This is a genomic window from Pseudomonas sp. BT-42-2 (genome assembly GCF_025847435.2).
Classification (GTDB): domain Bacteria; phylum Pseudomonadota; class Gammaproteobacteria; order Pseudomonadales; family Pseudomonadaceae; genus Aquipseudomonas; species Aquipseudomonas urmiensis.
Window position 1 is genome coordinate 145,956 of the sequence record NZ_JAOYTM010000009.1, and the last position, 17,359, is coordinate 163,314.

General features: G+C 65.3%; 4 protein-coding genes. All 4 read right to left on the minus strand.

Features of this window, described 5'->3' with window-relative positions:
• Positions 1–156 precede the first annotated feature (156 nt).
• The 4 genes from OIU19_RS10800 to OIU19_RS10815 all read right to left on the minus strand — a co-directional run bounded on the left by OIU19_RS10800 (position 157) and on the right by OIU19_RS10815 (position 17,244).
• Positions 157–8,043: a non-ribosomal peptide synthetase gene (locus tag OIU19_RS10800; RefSeq protein WP_264234988.1), complete on the minus strand. Its 7,887-nt coding sequence runs from the start codon at positions 8,041–8,043 to the stop codon at positions 157–159.
• Positions 8,044–8,045: 2 nt separating this feature from the next.
• A complete protein-coding gene (locus tag OIU19_RS10805) occupies positions 8,046–14,582 on the minus strand; it encodes a non-ribosomal peptide synthetase (RefSeq protein WP_264234989.1) in 6,537 nt (2,178 codons plus the stop codon).
• Positions 14,583–14,747: 165 nt separating this feature from the next.
• On the minus strand, positions 14,748–15,731 hold the full coding sequence (locus tag OIU19_RS10810; protein ID WP_264234990.1) for a TauD/TfdA family dioxygenase: 984 nt from the start codon (positions 15,729–15,731) through the stop codon (positions 14,748–14,750).
• 112 nt (positions 15,732–15,843) lie between these two features.
• On the minus strand, positions 15,844–17,244 hold the full coding sequence (locus OIU19_RS10815; protein WP_264234991.1) for an aspartate aminotransferase family protein: 1,401 nt from the start codon (positions 17,242–17,244) through the stop codon (positions 15,844–15,846).
• Positions 17,245–17,359 lie beyond the last annotated feature (115 nt).

Below are 17,359 nucleotides of genomic sequence, written 5' to 3' on the forward strand. Positions count from 1 at the left end.
CCAGGGCACCGGTCCCCGCCTGCGAGCCAACCAGCCCGCGACATGCCGACGATGCTGCCGAACAAATGAAAGAGCCGGACAGGAGCCGGCTCTGGGTGTACTGAAGTTGACGAGCCAGGCCAGGCCCAGGGTGGTTCCTGGGCCTGGCCAACCGCGCTACAGGGTCAACTCGTCGATCTCCTCTGCAGTAAGACGTTTCAAGGCTGCCAAGGATTTAGCCAACTCGTCCTGAATCACCTCGCCATGTCCCTGCCGGGCCGCAACGACCTCGCTGAACGCCGCCAGCGTCGGCTGCTCGAACAACTCGCGCAGGCTGACTTCGGTACTCATCTGGTTGCCCACCCGGGCCACCACCTGCACCACCAGCAGCGAATGCCCGCCCAGCTCGAAGAAGTCGTCGTCAAGGCCGATGCGCTCGACCCCCAGCACCTCGCTCCAGATCTGTGCCAACTGCTGCTGCACGGCGGTGACCGGCGCCTGGTACTGCTGCTGCGAAGTGCTTGCATCCGGGGCTGGCAAGGCCTTGCGGTCAAGCTTGCCGTTGGCAGTCAGCGGCAGGCTGTCGAGCATCACCCACAAGCCGGGGACCATGTAGCCCGGCAGGCTGCTGCGCAAGTGCTCGGCGAGCACGGCGCGCAGCTCAATCGCCTGCGCGCTCACCTGCCGGGGCACCCAATAGGCGACCAACTGCTTGCTGCCGGCCACCTGCACATCCACCACCACGGCGCTGTGCACCGCCTCGTGGGCCAGCAGTCGCGACTCGATCTCGCCCAGCTCGATCCGGTAACCGCGAATCTTCACCTGGAAGTCGGCCCGCCCTACGTACTCCAGCACCTGGCCATCGGCGCGCACCCGCGCCAGATCGCCGGTGCGATACAAGCGCTCACCCGGGCTGTGGCTGAACGGATCAGGCACGAAGCTCAAGGCCGTGCGCACCGGGTCGCCCAGGTAGCCGCGCCCTACCCCCACGCCAGCCACATGCAGCTCGCCGGTAGCACGCGCCGGCATGGGTTCGAGCAGGTCGTTGAGCACGTACAGACGGTTGTGATCGGTGGCCGTGCCGATCGGCAGATGCACGGACGGGGCATCATCGAGCACGCGGTACAGCGCCACGTCATCGGAACACTCGGCCGGCCCATAGGCATTGACCAATTCGATCTGCGGATAGCGCTCGCGCCAGCGCCGGGCCAGGGCCGGTGGCATGGCCTCGCCCGTGGTCAGCAGGTAGCGCAAGTTGGGCAGCGCACGGGCCGGCAGTTCCAGCATCGCCTGGATCATCGCCGGGACGCACTCAAGCACCGTCACCCCCGTGGCCTCGACCTGCTGCAACAATGCCTGTGGGTCCTGGGCGACAGCGTCGGGGAAGATCTCCACACGACAACCGCACAGCGCTGCCGTGAGCAACTGCCACACGCAGATGTCAAAACTCTGCGAGGCCGTCTGGGCGATGACGTCATGCTCTTGCAGCCCCAGATAGGGCAGCTTGCTCAACTGGTTGTTGAGCATGCCGGCCTGCTCCACCATCACCCCCTTGGGCACACCGGTCGAGCCGGAGGTGAAGATCACGTACGCCAGCAACTTGCCGGCTGCCTCGGGCAATGGCTTGAGCGGTGCACGCGAGGCGAGCGTCTGCACCTGCTCCCACACCAGCAGCGCCGGTGGCTGGTCCAGCTCGGCGAGCAGCGCTTGGGCCAACGGCGCGCAGCGCTGGTCGCAGACCAACAGCGCCGCGCCACTGAGGCCGAGCACCTCGCTCAGGCGCCGCAGCGGCAGCGACGGGTCCAGCGACAGGTAGCCCGCGCCGGCCTTGAATACACCGACGATCATGCCCAGCAGCGACAGGTCGCGCTCGCCCAACACCGCAACCAGGCCATCGGCGCCGACCCCAGCGGCCTGCAACCTCAGCGCCAGGCGGCTGGCCTGCACATCCAGCTCCTCATAGCTCCACTGGCGCCCACTGCAACGGGCCGCTGGCAGCTGCGGCACCCGCGCCACGGTGGCATCGAAGAGCCGCGCATAGCCCTGCTGCAGCGCTTGCGGCAAGGCCTCTGGGGTCACCGGGGCCCGCTCCTGGAGCCGCGCTGCTACCTGGTGGAAGTCCGCATCGAGCTGCTCGCTCAAGGCCAGCAACAGGGCCTGGAAGTCGGCCAGCAATACCGCGATGGTGTCGCCATCGAACAGGCGCTGGTCATATGAAAGGTGCAGGCCCAGCACTTCTCCTGGATAGACCACCACCGTGATCGGGTAGTTGGTGTGGGTGCGCGAGCTGCCCGCCTTGACCTTCATGCTCGACGCCTGCGCACCGACGCTGGACTCCACCGGCGCGTTCTCGAACACGAACAGGCTGTCGAACAACGCCTGTCCACTGCCGATCTCGCTGCACGCCTGGATGTCGACCAGCGGCAAATGCTCGTGCTCACGCAGGTTCAGGTTGTATTCGAGCAGCGACTTGAGCCAAGCCTTGGCGCTCAGGCCTGCTTGCGCCCCTGGCAGTTTCACCCTGAGCGGGATGCTGTTGATGAACAGCCCGACCGTGGTCTGCATCTCTGGGAACTCGACCGGTCGGCCCGCCACGGTGACCCCGAACAGCACATCCCGATCACCGCTGTAGCGCTGCAGCAACAGCGCCCAGGCGCCTTGCACCAGGGTATTGACCGTCAGTTGCGCCGCCTGGGCGCGCTGCGCCAGCTGGGCACTTTGCTCACGGCTCAGGTACACCAGTTGGTCAGCGACGCTGCCCTTAGCCTGCTCGCGCGACGGCGCACGGTCGAACGGCAGCGCGGTGGGACGCTCGAAGCCCGCCAGCTCCTGGCGCCAGAAACCGCGCGAAGCGTCACGGTCCCAACGCTGCAACCAGGCGATGAAATCGCGGTAACGCGGCGGCGTCGGCAAGTGCACCGTCTGCCCGCCCAGCAAGCCCTGGTAGACCTTGAAGAACTCATCGACCACCCCCATCCGGCACCAGGCATCGAGCAGCACGTGATGGTTGCTGAAGACAAAGCCGAAGCGGTCCGCCGCCAGCTGGATCAGGCGCAGGCGGAACGGCACTTCTTTGTCCATGGCAAAGCCGTGCTGCAACTCTTGTTCAAGCTCGGCCTGCAGCGCCGGCTCGTACTCGGCGGGCGACAGGTGGCGCCAATCGAGCACCCGCAAGGCAGGCTCGGTATGCCGATGGACAATCTGCACCATGCGCTCGCCCAGGTCCCAGCAGAACGAGGTACGCAGGACATCATGGCGGGCGATGACTGTCTTCCAGGCCTGGTTGAAGGCGTCGATGTCGATTGCATGGTCGACTTGGTAGCAGTACTGCATCAGGTAGATACCCGACCCCGGTTCCAGCAGGGTGTGCATCAACAGCCCTTCCTGCATGGGTGACAGGGGGTAGATGTCTTCGATGTCGCGCGCCGCCACCGGCAGGCGATCGAGTTGTTCCTGGGTCAGGCCGGCCAACGGGAAATCAGCCGGGGTCACGCCCTGGGCGCCATCCTCCAGGCAGTGCATGATCACCTCTTCCAGCGCCTGCTCAAGGGCGCGGGCCAAGCCCTGGATGGTCTCTGCGCGGTACATGGCGCGGCTATAGGTCCAGTCCAGACGCAGTTCGCCGTCATAGACCTGGCCGTTGACGCTGAGCCAGTTGCCCAGTGGTGCATCCTCGCCCTGGCTGCGCCCGGCGCTTTCCCCGGCAGGCACGAACAGCGCACCAGAGTCCTCGCTGAAGCTGCGGTCGAACTGCCCCAGGTAGTTGAAGGTTATGCGTGGCTGGGCGACGCCGGCCAGCTGGCGAGCGAACTCGGCATCCCCCAGGTAACGCAGCACCCCATAGCCAATCCCTTTGTTGGGCACCTGCCAGAGTTGCTGCTTGATGCGCTTGATGCTGTCGCCGACACTGCCTTGCGGGCTCAGGCGCACCGGGAACAAGCTGGTGAACCAGCCGACCGTGCGGCTCAGGTCCAGGTCGTCGAACAAGTCCTCACGGCCGTGGCCTTCGAGCTGAATGCTCACCGCTGGCTGTCCGCTCCATTGGCACAGTACGCGGGCCAAGGCGGTGAGCAGCAGGTCATTGACCTGGGTGCGATAGGCCGCCGGGGCAACCTTTAGCAGCTTGTGGGTCATGGCCTTGTCCAGCCGCGAACTGGCATGGGCTGCTTCACGCAAAGTGGCAGCTGCGCCCGGGATGTCGCAGGGGAACTGCGCATCCTCTTCACTCAAGGCTTGCAACCAATAGGTGCGTTCGGCCAGCAACGCATCGCTGCGCGCATACTCGGTCAGCCGCTGCGCCCACTGCCTGCAACTGGCAGAGCGCCCCGCCAGGCTGATCGGCTGGCCTTGGCTGGCCTGCTGATAGGCGCTTTGCAGGTCCTCGAGGAGGATCCTCCAGGACACCCCATCGACCACCAGGTGATGGATCGCCAGCAGCAGCCGCTGCTGACCGCCAGGCAGTTCGAACAGCACGGCCCTGACCAATTCGCCACGCTCCAGGCTGAGGCTGGCTTGGATCTGGGTGGCATGCGCTTCGAGCGCCGACGGCTGGTTCAGCGTGACCACTTGCAACACGGCCTCGATAGCCTGCCGACGTGGCTCGACCTGCCACTGGCGGTCATTGCAGGTGAAGCTCAGGCGCAAGGCTTCATGCTCGTTGAGCACTGCCGTCAGGGCCTGGTCCAGCGCCTCGGGCTGCAAGCGCTGCAACGGCTTGAGCAACACGGCCTGATTCCAGTGGTGGCGCTGTTCGATGGCGGTGTCGAAGAAGCGCGCCTGGATCGGCAACAGGGCGAGCGCCCCGCCCGCCTCTGGCGTCGCGACAGCGGCGGGCTTGGGTTTGTCTTGCACCAGCTTGGCCACCTGGGCCAACGCGGCGATGTTCTGCTTCTCGAACAATTGCTTGGGCGACAGCTTGATCCCCTGGCGCTTGGCCCGGGCGATGATCTGCAGGCTGAGGATGGAGTCGCCACCCAGTTCGAAGAAGTTATCGCCCGTGCCGACTTGTTCCAGCTTGAGCACATCGGCCCAGATCGCGGCGAGCTTTTCTTCTATTTCACCGACCGGTGCCACGTAAGCCTTGCTGGCAGTTTCCGGCTTGGGCAAGACGCGTTTGTCGAGCTTGCCGTTGGCGGTCAGCGGCAGACGCTCGAGCATTACGACGTGGGCGGGCACCATGTAGTCAGGCAGGCGCGCTTGCAGTTGGCTGAGCAACTCAGTTGGCGAGCTCGCGGGGGCTACCACATAGGCGAGCAGTTGCAGGCGCTCCGGGTCGCCCTCCAGCGCCATCGGCACGACCACCGCGTCCTGCACGCCGGGCAGGCCACGCAGCAACTCGCCGATCTCGCCAGGCTCGACGCGATAGCCACGGATCTTCACCTGCTCATCGGCGCGGCCAAGAAACTCCACCTTGCCCTGCTGCAAACGGGCCCGGTCGCCAGCACGGTACAAGCGCGCGCCAACGCCGGTCGGGTCCGGGACGAATCGCTCGGCAGTCATCGCCGGCCGGCCCAGGTAGCCCTGAGCCACGCCCTTGCCGCCCAGATACAGCTCACCGGCAACCCGCTCGGCAACCGGGTTCAGCGCCGAATCGAGCAAGCACACATGGCTGTTGGGCAAGGGCTTGCCGACCGGCACGGTGCGCGTACCGGACTCAAGCGTGGTGACCTCGTGGCTGAGAATGCCGACGGTGGTTTCGGTAGGGCCATAGTGGTTGACCACCCGGCAGTCAGGCCTGAGCTGAGCGACCTTTTCCACCAACGACCATGGACAGGCCTCTCCCCCGACGATCAACAGCTGGCGCGGCAGCACTTTCTGCGGCTCGCTTGCTTGCAGAAGCCCTTGCAGGTGGCTTGGGACGATTTTCAGCACATCGACCTGGTGCTCGGCCATGTAGCCGGCAAACGCGTCCGGATCGAACGCGTGCTCGCGCGACAGCAAATGCAGCAGACGGCCACCCGCCAGCGCCCCGAACAGCACGGTATGGCCCAGGTCGGCGGCCACGGTGGAAACCATCGCCATGCTGGCGCCAGCTGGCAGCTGCAAGCGCTGCTCGATGCCCTGCACATAGTTGGCCAGGGTGCCATGCGCCACCACCACGCCCTTGGGCTGGCCGGTGGAGCCTGAGGTGTAGATCACATAGGCCGGCTGGGCAGGCACCACGGCGGTATCGAGCGGCGAATCCGGGCAATGCCGCCAGGCGTCAGGAGCGAATGGCAACGCAGGGCAAGCCTCAAAACCGCTCAGGGCAACCTGCGGATCTCGCAGCAGCAGGACCGCACCACTGTCGCCGACCAGCTGCGCCAGCCGTTCGACTGGCTGGGCGCTGTCCAGCGGCAGGAACGCGGCGCCGACCTTGAGCACCGCCAGCAAGCTGATCACCCATTCGACCGAGCGCTCCTGGCACAGGGCAACCAGGTCACCCGGTGCCACCCCCAGGGTTTGCAGATGGTGGGCCAGCTGGTTGGACTGCCGGTCAAGCTCGCTGTAGCTCAGTTGCTGGGCGCCAGCACGCACTGCGGGTTGCTCGCCAGCGCCCTGCACGGCCTGGCGCCACAGGGCCAGGAAGTCTTCACAGGGGAACTCGGCCTGCTCACCTGGCAGCAGTGCCCGCTGGCCTTCGCTATGAGCCAGCAAGCGGCTGGAGGGGGTATCGACCAGGCGCTGCAGCAGCGCATGCAGCGCGCCGACCATGCGTTCGATCGTACTGGCCTTGAACAGGTCAGTGGCATAGGTGAAGTACGCCTGGATCTGTTCGCCGCTGTCGGTAAAGTCGAAGGCCAGGTCGAACCGGGCGTCGGCGCCGCTCAGTGGATACTCCGCCACGCTCAGGCCGCTGAGGGTCTTACTCTGCTCGCTGCCAGCCGCCTCGCCAGCGACATTCTGGTTGAGCTTGAACTGGAACAGCGGGTTATGGCTCAGGTTACGCTCAGGGGCCAGCGCATCGACCAACTGCTCGAAAGGCAGCTCCTGGTGCGACTGGGCCTCGGCTACCACTTGCCGGACCTGCTCGAGCAGGCTGTCGAAGGTCGCCTGTTCATCGACCTGGACCCGCAGCACTTGGGTATTGATGAAAAAGCCAATCAGGCCTTCGAGGTCTTTGCGATTACGCCCAGCGTTGGGCACGCCGATGCGAATGTCGTCCTGACCGCTGTAACGCGACAGCACCACCGCCAGCGCCCCGAGCAGGACCATGAACACCGTCTGCCCTTTGCTCTGAGCCAGGCTGCGCAGCGCGCTGGAGAGTGCCGGCGGCAGGTCGGCGCGGACCACGGCGCCTTGATAGCTGGGCTGAGCCGGGCGTGGAAAGTCCAGCGGCAGGTCCAACAGCGGCTGTTCGCTGCCCAGCTGCGCCTGCCAGTACTGCAACTGCCGTTCGCCTTCGCCCGCTTCGAGCCAGGCGCGCTGCCAGATCGCATAGTCGGCGTACTGAATCGCCAGCGGCTCAGGGTTGACCGGCTGGCCGGCGACCAAGGCATCGTAGAACGAGACGAAGGTCTGCACCATCAGTTCGCTGGACCAGCCGTCACTGATGATGTGATGCATGCACACCGTCAATACATGATGGCTGGGGTCGACCTGGAACAGCTTGACCCGCAGCAAGGGCTCATTGAACAGATCGAACGGACGGCGCAGCTCGTCGCGTACCATAGTATCCAGGTCAGCCTCGGCCACCTTGACCTGCGCCAGGGCCACCGGCGACTGATCGAGGATCTGCTGGTAGCATTCGCCCTCCTCCATTACCAGGCGGGTGCGCAGGGTCTCATGGCGCTGCACCAGCAACTCCAGGGCCTTGGCCATGGCCGCAACATCCAGCTCACCTTCCAGGCGAACCGCCATCGGCACATTGTAGAACGCACTGGTCGGCTCCAGTTGCCAGAGGAACATCAGCCGCTGCTGGGCATACGACAGCGGGATCCGCGCGACCTCGTGGCGGGTGGCAGCGATCGGCAGCAGCTTGAAGCTCTGGCCACTGGCGCTCATCTTGTCGAGCACCTGGCGACGTTGTTCCAGCGGCAGTGCGACGAAGCGCTTGGCAATTCGTTCAGCAGTTGTCTTGTCCATGTTCAAGCCTCCGTCAATTCATTCATCAGTTGCTCGATATCGGCGAGGCCTTCTTCGCTCAGGGACTGGCCCGCGCTTTCCAGCGCCAGGGCAAATGCCCCCAGTAGCGGGGTTTCGAAGATGAGGCGGATCGGCATATCGATGCCCAATTGGCTGTTGATACGTGAGATGGCCTGGGCAGCCAGCAGCGAATGGCCGCCCAGTTCGAAGAAGTTGTCGTCGAGCCCGACGCGCTCGACGCGCAGCACATCGGCCCAGATCGCCGCCACCTGCTGTTCGGTGGCGGTCTGCGGGGGCACATAGCGCGCCTGCCGCTGGGTCAGGTCGGGGCGCGGCAAGGCCTTGCGGTCAAGCTTGCCATTCGGGCTCAGCGGCAGTTCTGCCAGCCACATCAGGCAGGCCGGGATCATGTAGTCCGGCAAGCTGCCCTGCAGCTGCGCGCGCAACTCTGCCAGCAGCACCTGCTGGGTCTGCGCGTCGGCCTGGGCCACGGCAGGGTCGGCAGGCACCAGATAGGCGACCAGTTGCTTGCCCAGGGCACCCTCGATGTCGATGACCAGCGCGTCGCGCACACGTTCATGCTCGATCAGGCGCGCGCCCACCTCGCCCAGCTCGATGCGAAAACCGCGGATCTTGACTTGATGATCGATGCGCCCGGCGTATTCGATGCTGCCCTGCTCCAGGTAGCGAGACAGATCACCGGAGCGGTACAAACGGCTGCCGTCGGCGCCGAATGGATCAGGAATGAAGCGCTCGGCAGTCAGTGCGGGGCGACGGTGATAACCCCTTGCCAGCAGATCGCCGCCAATCATCAACTCACCAATGGCGCCGTTGAGTACCGTGCCGCCACTGTTGTCCAGCAGGTGGATGGAGCGTCCGGCCAGTACCGCACCGATCGGCATGACCGACGGCAACGCAGGCGCCGGATCACCCAGATAAGGCGTGCAGTCGTGGGCGGTGACCGTGACCGTTGCCTCGGTCGGGCCATAGGTGTTGAGCAGGTGCACATGCCCCAGGCCTGCCGCTTTCCACGCCGCCAGCCCCTCTGGCGGCATCGCTTCGCCACCGGCATGGAACTGATGCAGCCGCCCGTAATCGCGCGGCCCTCGCTCGGCGAAGTCTTTGGCAAGCATGAACCAGTAAGCCGTGGTGACGTCCACCACGCTGATGTCGTTGGCGATCAGCTCGCGGTAGAAGCGCTCGCTGTCCCACAGCTCAGGACCGCGAATAACCACCGAGGCGCCACAGATCAGCGCCGGATACAACTGCTCGACGAAGCCGTCGAAGTTGAACGTGGCGAACTGCAGGATCCGATCGCGGGCTGTGAGATTGAAAAAGCCCAACGACACCTGCGCATGCTGGCTCAACGCACCCTGGCTGATCGCCACGCCTTTGGGGCGGCCGGTGGAGCCTGAGGTGTACATCACATAGGCCAGCGAAGCCGGCTCGATCAGCACGCTCGGGTTGGTTTCGATGGCGCCCTCGAAGGGCTGATCCAGGCACAGTCGAGTGACCCCAGCAGGCACCGGCAAACGCTCGCTCAGGCCAGTTTGGGTGAGCAGCAAGGCCAGGCCACTGTCTTCGATCATGTAGCCCAGGCGCTCGGCCGGGTAATCAGGATCCAGCGGCACATAGGCCGCGCCGACCTTGAGGATCGCCAGCAGTCCGGCGACCATCTCCAGGCCCCGCTCCAGCGCCACCCCGACCAGCACCTCAGGGCCTGCGCCCAAGGCCTGCAGGCGGTGGGCCAGGCGGTTGGCGCGCCGGTTGAGTTCGGCATAGCTCCAGTGCTGGCCATCATGCAGCACGGCGATGGCGTCGGGGGTCTGCGCGACCTGCGCCTGGAAGCGGTGCGCCAACGCGGTGTCGAGCAAGGGCCCGGCCGGCCCCTGCGACCACTGTTGCTCAACCACCCGGCGCTCCTGCGGCGAAGCCAGGGCCAAGCGGTCCAGACTCGCCTGAGGCGCGACCACCAGGGCCTGCAGCAGGTTCAGCCAGTGCTCGCCCATCCGCTCGATACGCGCCCGGTCGAACAAGTCGCAGGCATAGGTGAAGGTTGCCAGCACGCCGTCGGATCGTTCCACGGTATCGAGCGATACATCGAACTGCGAACTGCCCTCGTCCAGGTCGACCTCCTCGACCACCAGGCCATCCAGGCTCTGGCCGGTGACCTGCTCGCCGAGGTCGCGCAGGTGGTTGTACATCACCTGGAACAAGGGGTTGTGGCCCAGCCCACGCTCAGGCTGCAAGGCTTCGACCAGCGCATCGAACGGTACGTCCTTGTTGGCCTGGGCTTGCAGGCTGGCTTCTTTGGTCTGGGCCAGCAACTGCTCGAAGCTGGTGCTGTAGTCCACCTCCAGGCGCAATACCAGGGTGTTGACGAAGAAGCCGATCAAGCCCTCGAGCTCCAGCCGGTTACGGTTGGTCATCGGCACGCCGATGTTGATCTTCTCACTGGCACTGTAACGGGCCAGCAGCAGCGCGAACGAAGCCAGGAAGACATGGAACAAGGTGGCATTGCCGGCCACCGCCAGCTGACGCAAGCCTGCGGTCAATGCGGCGGGCAGGTGAATGTCCAACCGCCCGCCCCGATAGCTCTGCACCGCCGGGCGCGGTCGGTCTGCCGGCAGCTGCAACACGCTGAAGTCATCCTCCAGGCGTGCCTTCCAGTAACCCAGCTGATCCTCCATCTGCCCTTCGCCAAGCCGCTCGCGCTGCCAGCTGGCATAGTCGGCATACTGCACCGGTAGGGCTGCGAACAGCGGCAGCGGCGCGCCCTTGGCATGGTGGTTGTAGAGTGCAATACACTCGCGGACCATGATGCCCATCGACCAGCCGTCAGAAACGATATGATGCAAGGTCAGTAGCAACAGGTGCTCATCGGCGTCGACTTGATAGAGCTTGACCCGTATTAGCGGCCCTGCGGCCAGGTCGAACGGGCGCTGGATCTCGGCCTGCAAGAGCGCGGTCAGCGCCTCGTCCGGCAACTGGCCAAGCCACTGCTGCTCAAGCTTGACCTCAAGTTGCTCGCTGATGCGCAGGCCCGGCACCCCTTGGCGCTCTTCGAAGCGGGTGCGCAGGGCTTCATGGCGCTGCACCAGCGCATTGATGGCAGCGCTCAACGCGCCTTGGTCCAAGGCGCCGCGAATGCGCACCACCATGGGGGTGTGATACGCCGAGCTGTGCGGATGAATTTTCCAGAACAGCCACTGCCGGTACTGGGCATGGGACACCGGCAGCACCTGGTCGCGCGCCAAGCTGATGATCGGCGCATCGCTGACTTGGCCGAGTGCTGCGACCGCCTCGCTGAAGCGGCGCAGATCGCCAGTGTCGAACAACAGCCGCAACGGGATATCGATCCCCAGCTGGCGCCGGGCACGGGAGACGATCTGCGTGGCCATCAACGAATGGCCGCCCAAGGCGAAGAAATTGTCGCCCAGCCCAACCTGCTCGACCGCCAATACCTCCCGCCACAGACCTGCCAGACCGATCTGCAATGGGCTGACGGGCGGGTCATAGTGTGGCGCCCGGCATTCCTGCTCCGGCTGTGGCAAACGGGCCAGGTCGACCTTGCCATTGGCGGTCAGCGGCAGGCTGTCGAGAAACAGCACGCGCGCGGGAACCATGTGCTCCGGCACGGTCGCCTTGAGCGCCCGCTGCAGGGTGTCCTGCGCCGTGGCCTGATCGGCGCTGCGCTGCACCAGCAAAGGCGCGACCACGTAGGCGATCAGTTGCAACTCATTGGCCTGGGCCCGCGGTCGAACCAGGGCTTTTTCGACGCCTTCAAGCCCCTGCAGACAGGCCTCGACTTCACCCGGCTCGACCCGATAGCCACGGATCTTGATTTGCTGATCACGCCGGCCGACGTACAACAAGCGCCCCTCGCGATCACGGCTGACCGCATCACCACTGCGGTACATGCGCGCCCCTGGCGCGCCCGACGGATCTGGCACGAAGCGTTCCGCAGTCAAGCCCGGGCGGCCGATGTAACCACGGGCAAGACCGGCCCCGGAAATGCACAGCTCGCCTTTGGCTTGACCCGGTGCGGTCTGCAGCGATGCATCGAGGACCTGTACGCGGCTGTTGAGCAACGGCGTGCCCAGCTGGGCGACCTGCCCCGGCACTAGTTCGGCGGTCAGCACACCGACGGTGGTTTCGGTCGGACCATAGTGATTGATGATCTTCAGCTCAGGGCGCAACGCGGCGATCCGCGACAACAGCGCCGCTGGGCAGGCCTCACCCCCCAGCACCAGGCAGCGGCGCGGCAGTACCCGCGCATCGCCACAGGCATCGAGCAATGCCCCCAGGTGCGAGGGCACGATTTTCAGGGCGTCGATGGCTTGATCATCGAGGTAGCTGGCAAAACCATCGGCGTCCAGCACCGCATCACGTTGCAACAGGTGCAGGGTCTTACCCGTGCTCAATGCGCCAAACAGCATGGTATGGCCGAGGTCGGCGGCGGGGGTAGAGATCATCGCCAGCTGTTCGAGCGCAGCCAAGGGCAGGCGCTCGGCCAAGCCATCGAGGTAATTGGCCAAGGCCGCATGGGACACGCCCACGCCCTTCGGCGTGCCCGTGGTGCCTGAGGTGTAGATGATGTAGGCAAGGTTGTCGCCCTGCACCGACGCCGGCGCCTGCAGCGCAGGCGCCTGATCTGGGCAAGGCGCATCGAACGCCACTTGCTGCACCTGTGGGCCAAGGTTGTCCATGCCGCCCTGCGGCCCGACGACCAGGGATATGCCAGCGTCATCGAGCATGAACGCCAGACGCTGCCCAGGCTGGCCCGGCTCCAGCGGCACATACGCAGCGCCCGCCTTGAGAATCGCCAGCAGGCCAACCAGCATGTCGACCGAGCGATCAGCCCACAGCCCCACCGCCTGCTCGCTACCGACCCCCAATGCCTGGAGTTCAAGGCGCAGCGCTTCGGCGCGCAGCTCCAACTGCTGATAGCTCAGCGAGCCGTGACTGCTGACGGCCGCGAGGCGATCCGGGTTCGCCGCCGCCGCTTGGGCAAAGCGCTGATGAACCGGCAGCGGCGCGACTCGCTCGATCGACGGCAGCGGCACTGGCGTAGCGGCCAGTGGCCAATCGCCAAGTGCCGAGCCGTCATCCTGGCTGAGCGCGGCCAGCAGGCGCAGCCAGTCCTGGCTCATGCCGGCGATGGTTGCCTGGTCGAACAGGTCAAGGGCATAACTGAAGGCCGCGCGCAGCTCCCCAGCCACTTCCACAGTGTCCAGCGTCAGGTCGAAACGGGCGATGTTCTTGCGCAGGTCGAGCTTCTCCAGAACCAGGCCGGAGCCGGTCTGGATGGCGCCTACGTCGGCCACCTGCGCTTGATGGTTGAACAGCACCTGGAACAACGGGCCATGGGCCGAGTTGCGCTCCACCCCCAGCACTTCGACCAACTTGTCGAACGGCACGTCCTGGTGGGCCTGGGCCTGGGTCGCGCATTGGCGAACCTGGCCCAGCAGCTGGGCGGTGTCATAGGTCGGATCCATGCGGGTCTGCAGGACCTGAGTATTGATGAAGCAGCCGATCAGCCCTTCCACTTCGCTGCGATTGCGGTTGGCGATCGGCACCCCGACGCGCACCGTGTCATGCCCGCCGTAGCGATACAGCAAGGTCTTGAAGGCTGCCAGCAGCACCACGAACAAGGTGACGTTGTGGCGCTTGGCGAGGGTCTTGAGGCGCTCGGCCAGGTCCGCTTCGATCGCCACCTCCAAGCGCTCGCCACGATGACTGGGGCGGGCTGGCCGCGGACGATCGCTGGGCAGTTGCAGGACGGGGTGCTCGTCGCCAAGGTGCGCCAGCCAATAGCCCAGCTGACGCTCCTGCTCACCGGCCTCCAGCCAGCTGCGCTGCCACAGGGCAAAGTCGCGGTACTGGATGTCCAGCGCGGCCAGGGCCGGTGCGGTCCCGGCGCTAGCCGCATCGTACAGCTTGACCAATTCGTCGATCAGGATGCCCAGCGACCAGCCATCGGCAATGATGTGGTGCAGGGTGATCAGCAACAAATGCTCCTGCTCGCCGATGCGCAGCAGACGCACGCGCATCAGCGGCCCATTGACCAGGTCGAATGGCGCTGCCGATTCTTCCGCGCAGGTCGACTCGATGCGCTGTTGCTGCGCCTGGCCTTGCAGGTGGCCAAGGTCCAGCAGCTGAACCGCGACCTTCAGATGCGCCTGTACGCACTGGCGCACCTGGTCATCGGCTTCGCGAAACACCGTGCGCAGCGCCTCGTGGCGCTGGACCAGGGTGTCGATGGCGCTTTGCAGGGCGGGCACGTCAAGCACGCCGCGCAGCTTGACCGCCAGGGGCAGGTTGTAGGCGCCGCTGTGCGGATCGAGCTGCCAGGCGAACCACATGCGCTGCTGGGCGTAGGACAGGCTGTCGCGGGCCGGCACCTGGACCCCCGCCGCGATCGGCAGGAGGGCAAAATCCACCCCCTCGCCCTTCATCGCATCCAGGAACAGACGACGCTTGCCAGCGGGCAGCTCGATGAAGCGTCGAGCCAGTTTGAGTGAATCTTGGGCATTCATACTGTCGGTCCTTACTGATCTGCGGCTCGGCCTTGGGCAAAGCGTTTTCAGTAGAACGAGCAGATGAGAAGTGAATTTAGCGGCGTGGCCCAGGCCTGTGTGCAAGCGCCAGGTTGTACGCCACCTGACACGGTGGCGTACGGCGGGAGCCGTGCGAATGAGCGCTTAGCGCGCTTTCTCGCTGTAGCCCTGCGCCATGGCGACGACGACTTTGCGCGGGCCGGTGAAAGGCGCCCGAGCGTGAGCGGCGAGCATGTTGTCGAGCATCAGCACGTCGCCCTCCTGCCACGGGAAGCTGATCGCACACTCGTCGAGTACAGCGCGAATGCGCTCGAGCAGTTCATGCTCGATGGGCGTGCCGTCACCGTAGTAGACATTGCGTGGCAAGTCCTCCTCGTCGACGATCTCAAGCAGGCTTTCGCGCACCTCGGCCGGTAGATTGGAAACGTGGAACAAGTGCGCCTGGTTGAACCAGACCTGATCGCCGGTCCACGGATGAGTGGCCACCGCCTGACAGACCTGACGGGTGCGCAGTTCGCCGTCGTCTTTCCACTCCCACTCGATGTGGTGGGCACGGCAGTAGGCTTCGACCACACTGCGATCTTCGGTATTGAACACCTGCTCCCAGCCCACATCCAGGCCATTGCCATAGTTGCGTACATACATCAGGCGCTTGCTGGCAAAGCGTTCGAGGATGTCGGCCGGCATCCGCCGGTAGACTTCGCGGCTGTCGGCGATCGGCGTTTGCCCGCCGGTCTGGGCGGCGATCACGCTGTAGAACCAGATACGCATCGGCCAGTCGAGGCTGTAGGCCTGTTCGTTGTGCAGCGGGATACTCTGGTGCGCCGGGTACTCGGTGGAGGTATACACCCCTTGGGTCACATTGCTGCGTGGGGTGGAACCGAACTCGTAATTGAGCAGCGGATGACCGAACGCCTGGGCGAACTCGCGAAACGCCGCGACCTCACCCACTTCGAAACCGCGAAACAATATCCCTGCGCAGTGATCCAGGTGCTGCGCCACGATCTCCTTGAGCTCGTCGAAGCTCTCCAGCAGCCCAAGCCCTGGCTCAGGTGCTTCGACCAGCAGCGGCAGCGAGCCGCGCTCAGGCATCAATGGCCGCATCTTGATATCGGCAAGTTCACTCATCTGTGTCTCCCCATCCGCGTCACACGCCACGGCTAAGGTGGCGTGCGCCGCGCATTGGCGTTAATCGTCTTCATCACGGGCAGGCCGCCCGCGTTACTTGGGCAAAACCTGTTCAGGCACTGCGCACCGCTACTGCCAGCGCCGCGGCAAATCGTTCTGCGACCTCGTCGATCTGCTCGGCACTGATGATCAACGGCGGCAGGAAGCGCACCACCGCGCCATGGCGACCACCCAGCTCAAGGATCAAGCCGCGCTTGAGGCACTCGCGCTGCACCTTGGGGGCCAGCTCGCGCGCTGCCGGCGGATGGCCCAAGCTATCCAGGGCGCCTTGCGGGTCGACCAGCTCGACCCCAAGCATCAAGCCGCGCCCGCGAATATCGCCCAGCTGTGGGTACTGGCGTTGCAGATGCTGCAAGTGGCCGCGCAGACGCTGGCCCATGGCCTCGGCGTGCTCGGCCAGGCGATGCTCGACCAGGTAATCGATCACCGCGGAACCTGCGGCCATGGCCATCTGGTTGCCGCGGAAGGTGCCGGCATGGGCGCCTGGGGTCCATTGGTCCAGCCACTCGCGGTACACCACCACCGCCAGCGGCAGGCTGCCACCAATGGCTTTGGACAAGGTCACCACATCCGGGACGATGCCGGCGTGCTCGAAGGCGAACATCCGCCCGGTGCGGGCAAAGCCGCTCTGGATTTCGTCGACGATCAGCGCCACCCCGGCCTGCTCGGTGATCCGCCGTACGCCGCGTAGCCATTCGATGTCAGCCGGTATCACCCCGCCTTCGCCCTGCACCACTTCGAGAATGACCGCCGCTGGCAGCGGCACCCCGCCCTCCGGGTCGAGCAGCAGGTTTTCCAGGTAGTGCAGGTTGGCCCGCACACCCGCCTCACCGCCCAGGCCGAACGGGCAGCGGTAGTCGTAGGGGTACGGCATGAACTGCACGCCATTGCCGAGCAACGCGCCCAGGGGTTTCTTCGGCCCGTGGCTGCCCATCAGGCTCAATGCGCCCTGGGACATGCCGTGGTAGGCACCCTGGAATGCCAGCACCGTGCTGCGCCCGGTGGCGGTGCGCACCAGTTTCAGCGCAGCTTCCACCGCATCGGTGCCGGTCGGGCCGCAGAACTGGATCTTCGCCTCGCGGCGCAAGGCTTCAGGCAGGATACCGAACAGGTCCTGGACGAAGCGGTCCTTGACCGGCGTGGTCAGGTCGAGGGTATGCAGCGGCAGTTCGTCCGCCAGCACGCGCTGAATCGCCTCGACCACCACCGGATGATTGTGCCCCAAGGCAAGGGTGCCAGCACCGGCCAGGCAGTCGATGAACTGGCGGCCTTCGACGTCTTCGACATACAAGCCACGGGCGCGCTTGAGTGCCAGGGGCAGGCGTCGTGGGTAGCTGCGGGCGTTGGATTCCTGTTGTTGCTGGCGCACCAGCAGCGGCGAATCGGTGAACTCATACAGCGGTTGCGGCGCTGCGCTTGGCAGGATCTGGGCAAGGCTGGTAGCGGTCGACATCGGAGAATCCCTCGCAAATGAATGGTGGGCCCGCCACGTCCCTGTAACCAGATATGTGTCGGGTGAGCATCGTTTGGAGAACGCTTCAGCGCAGGGAGGATTTAGTGATTGGCTA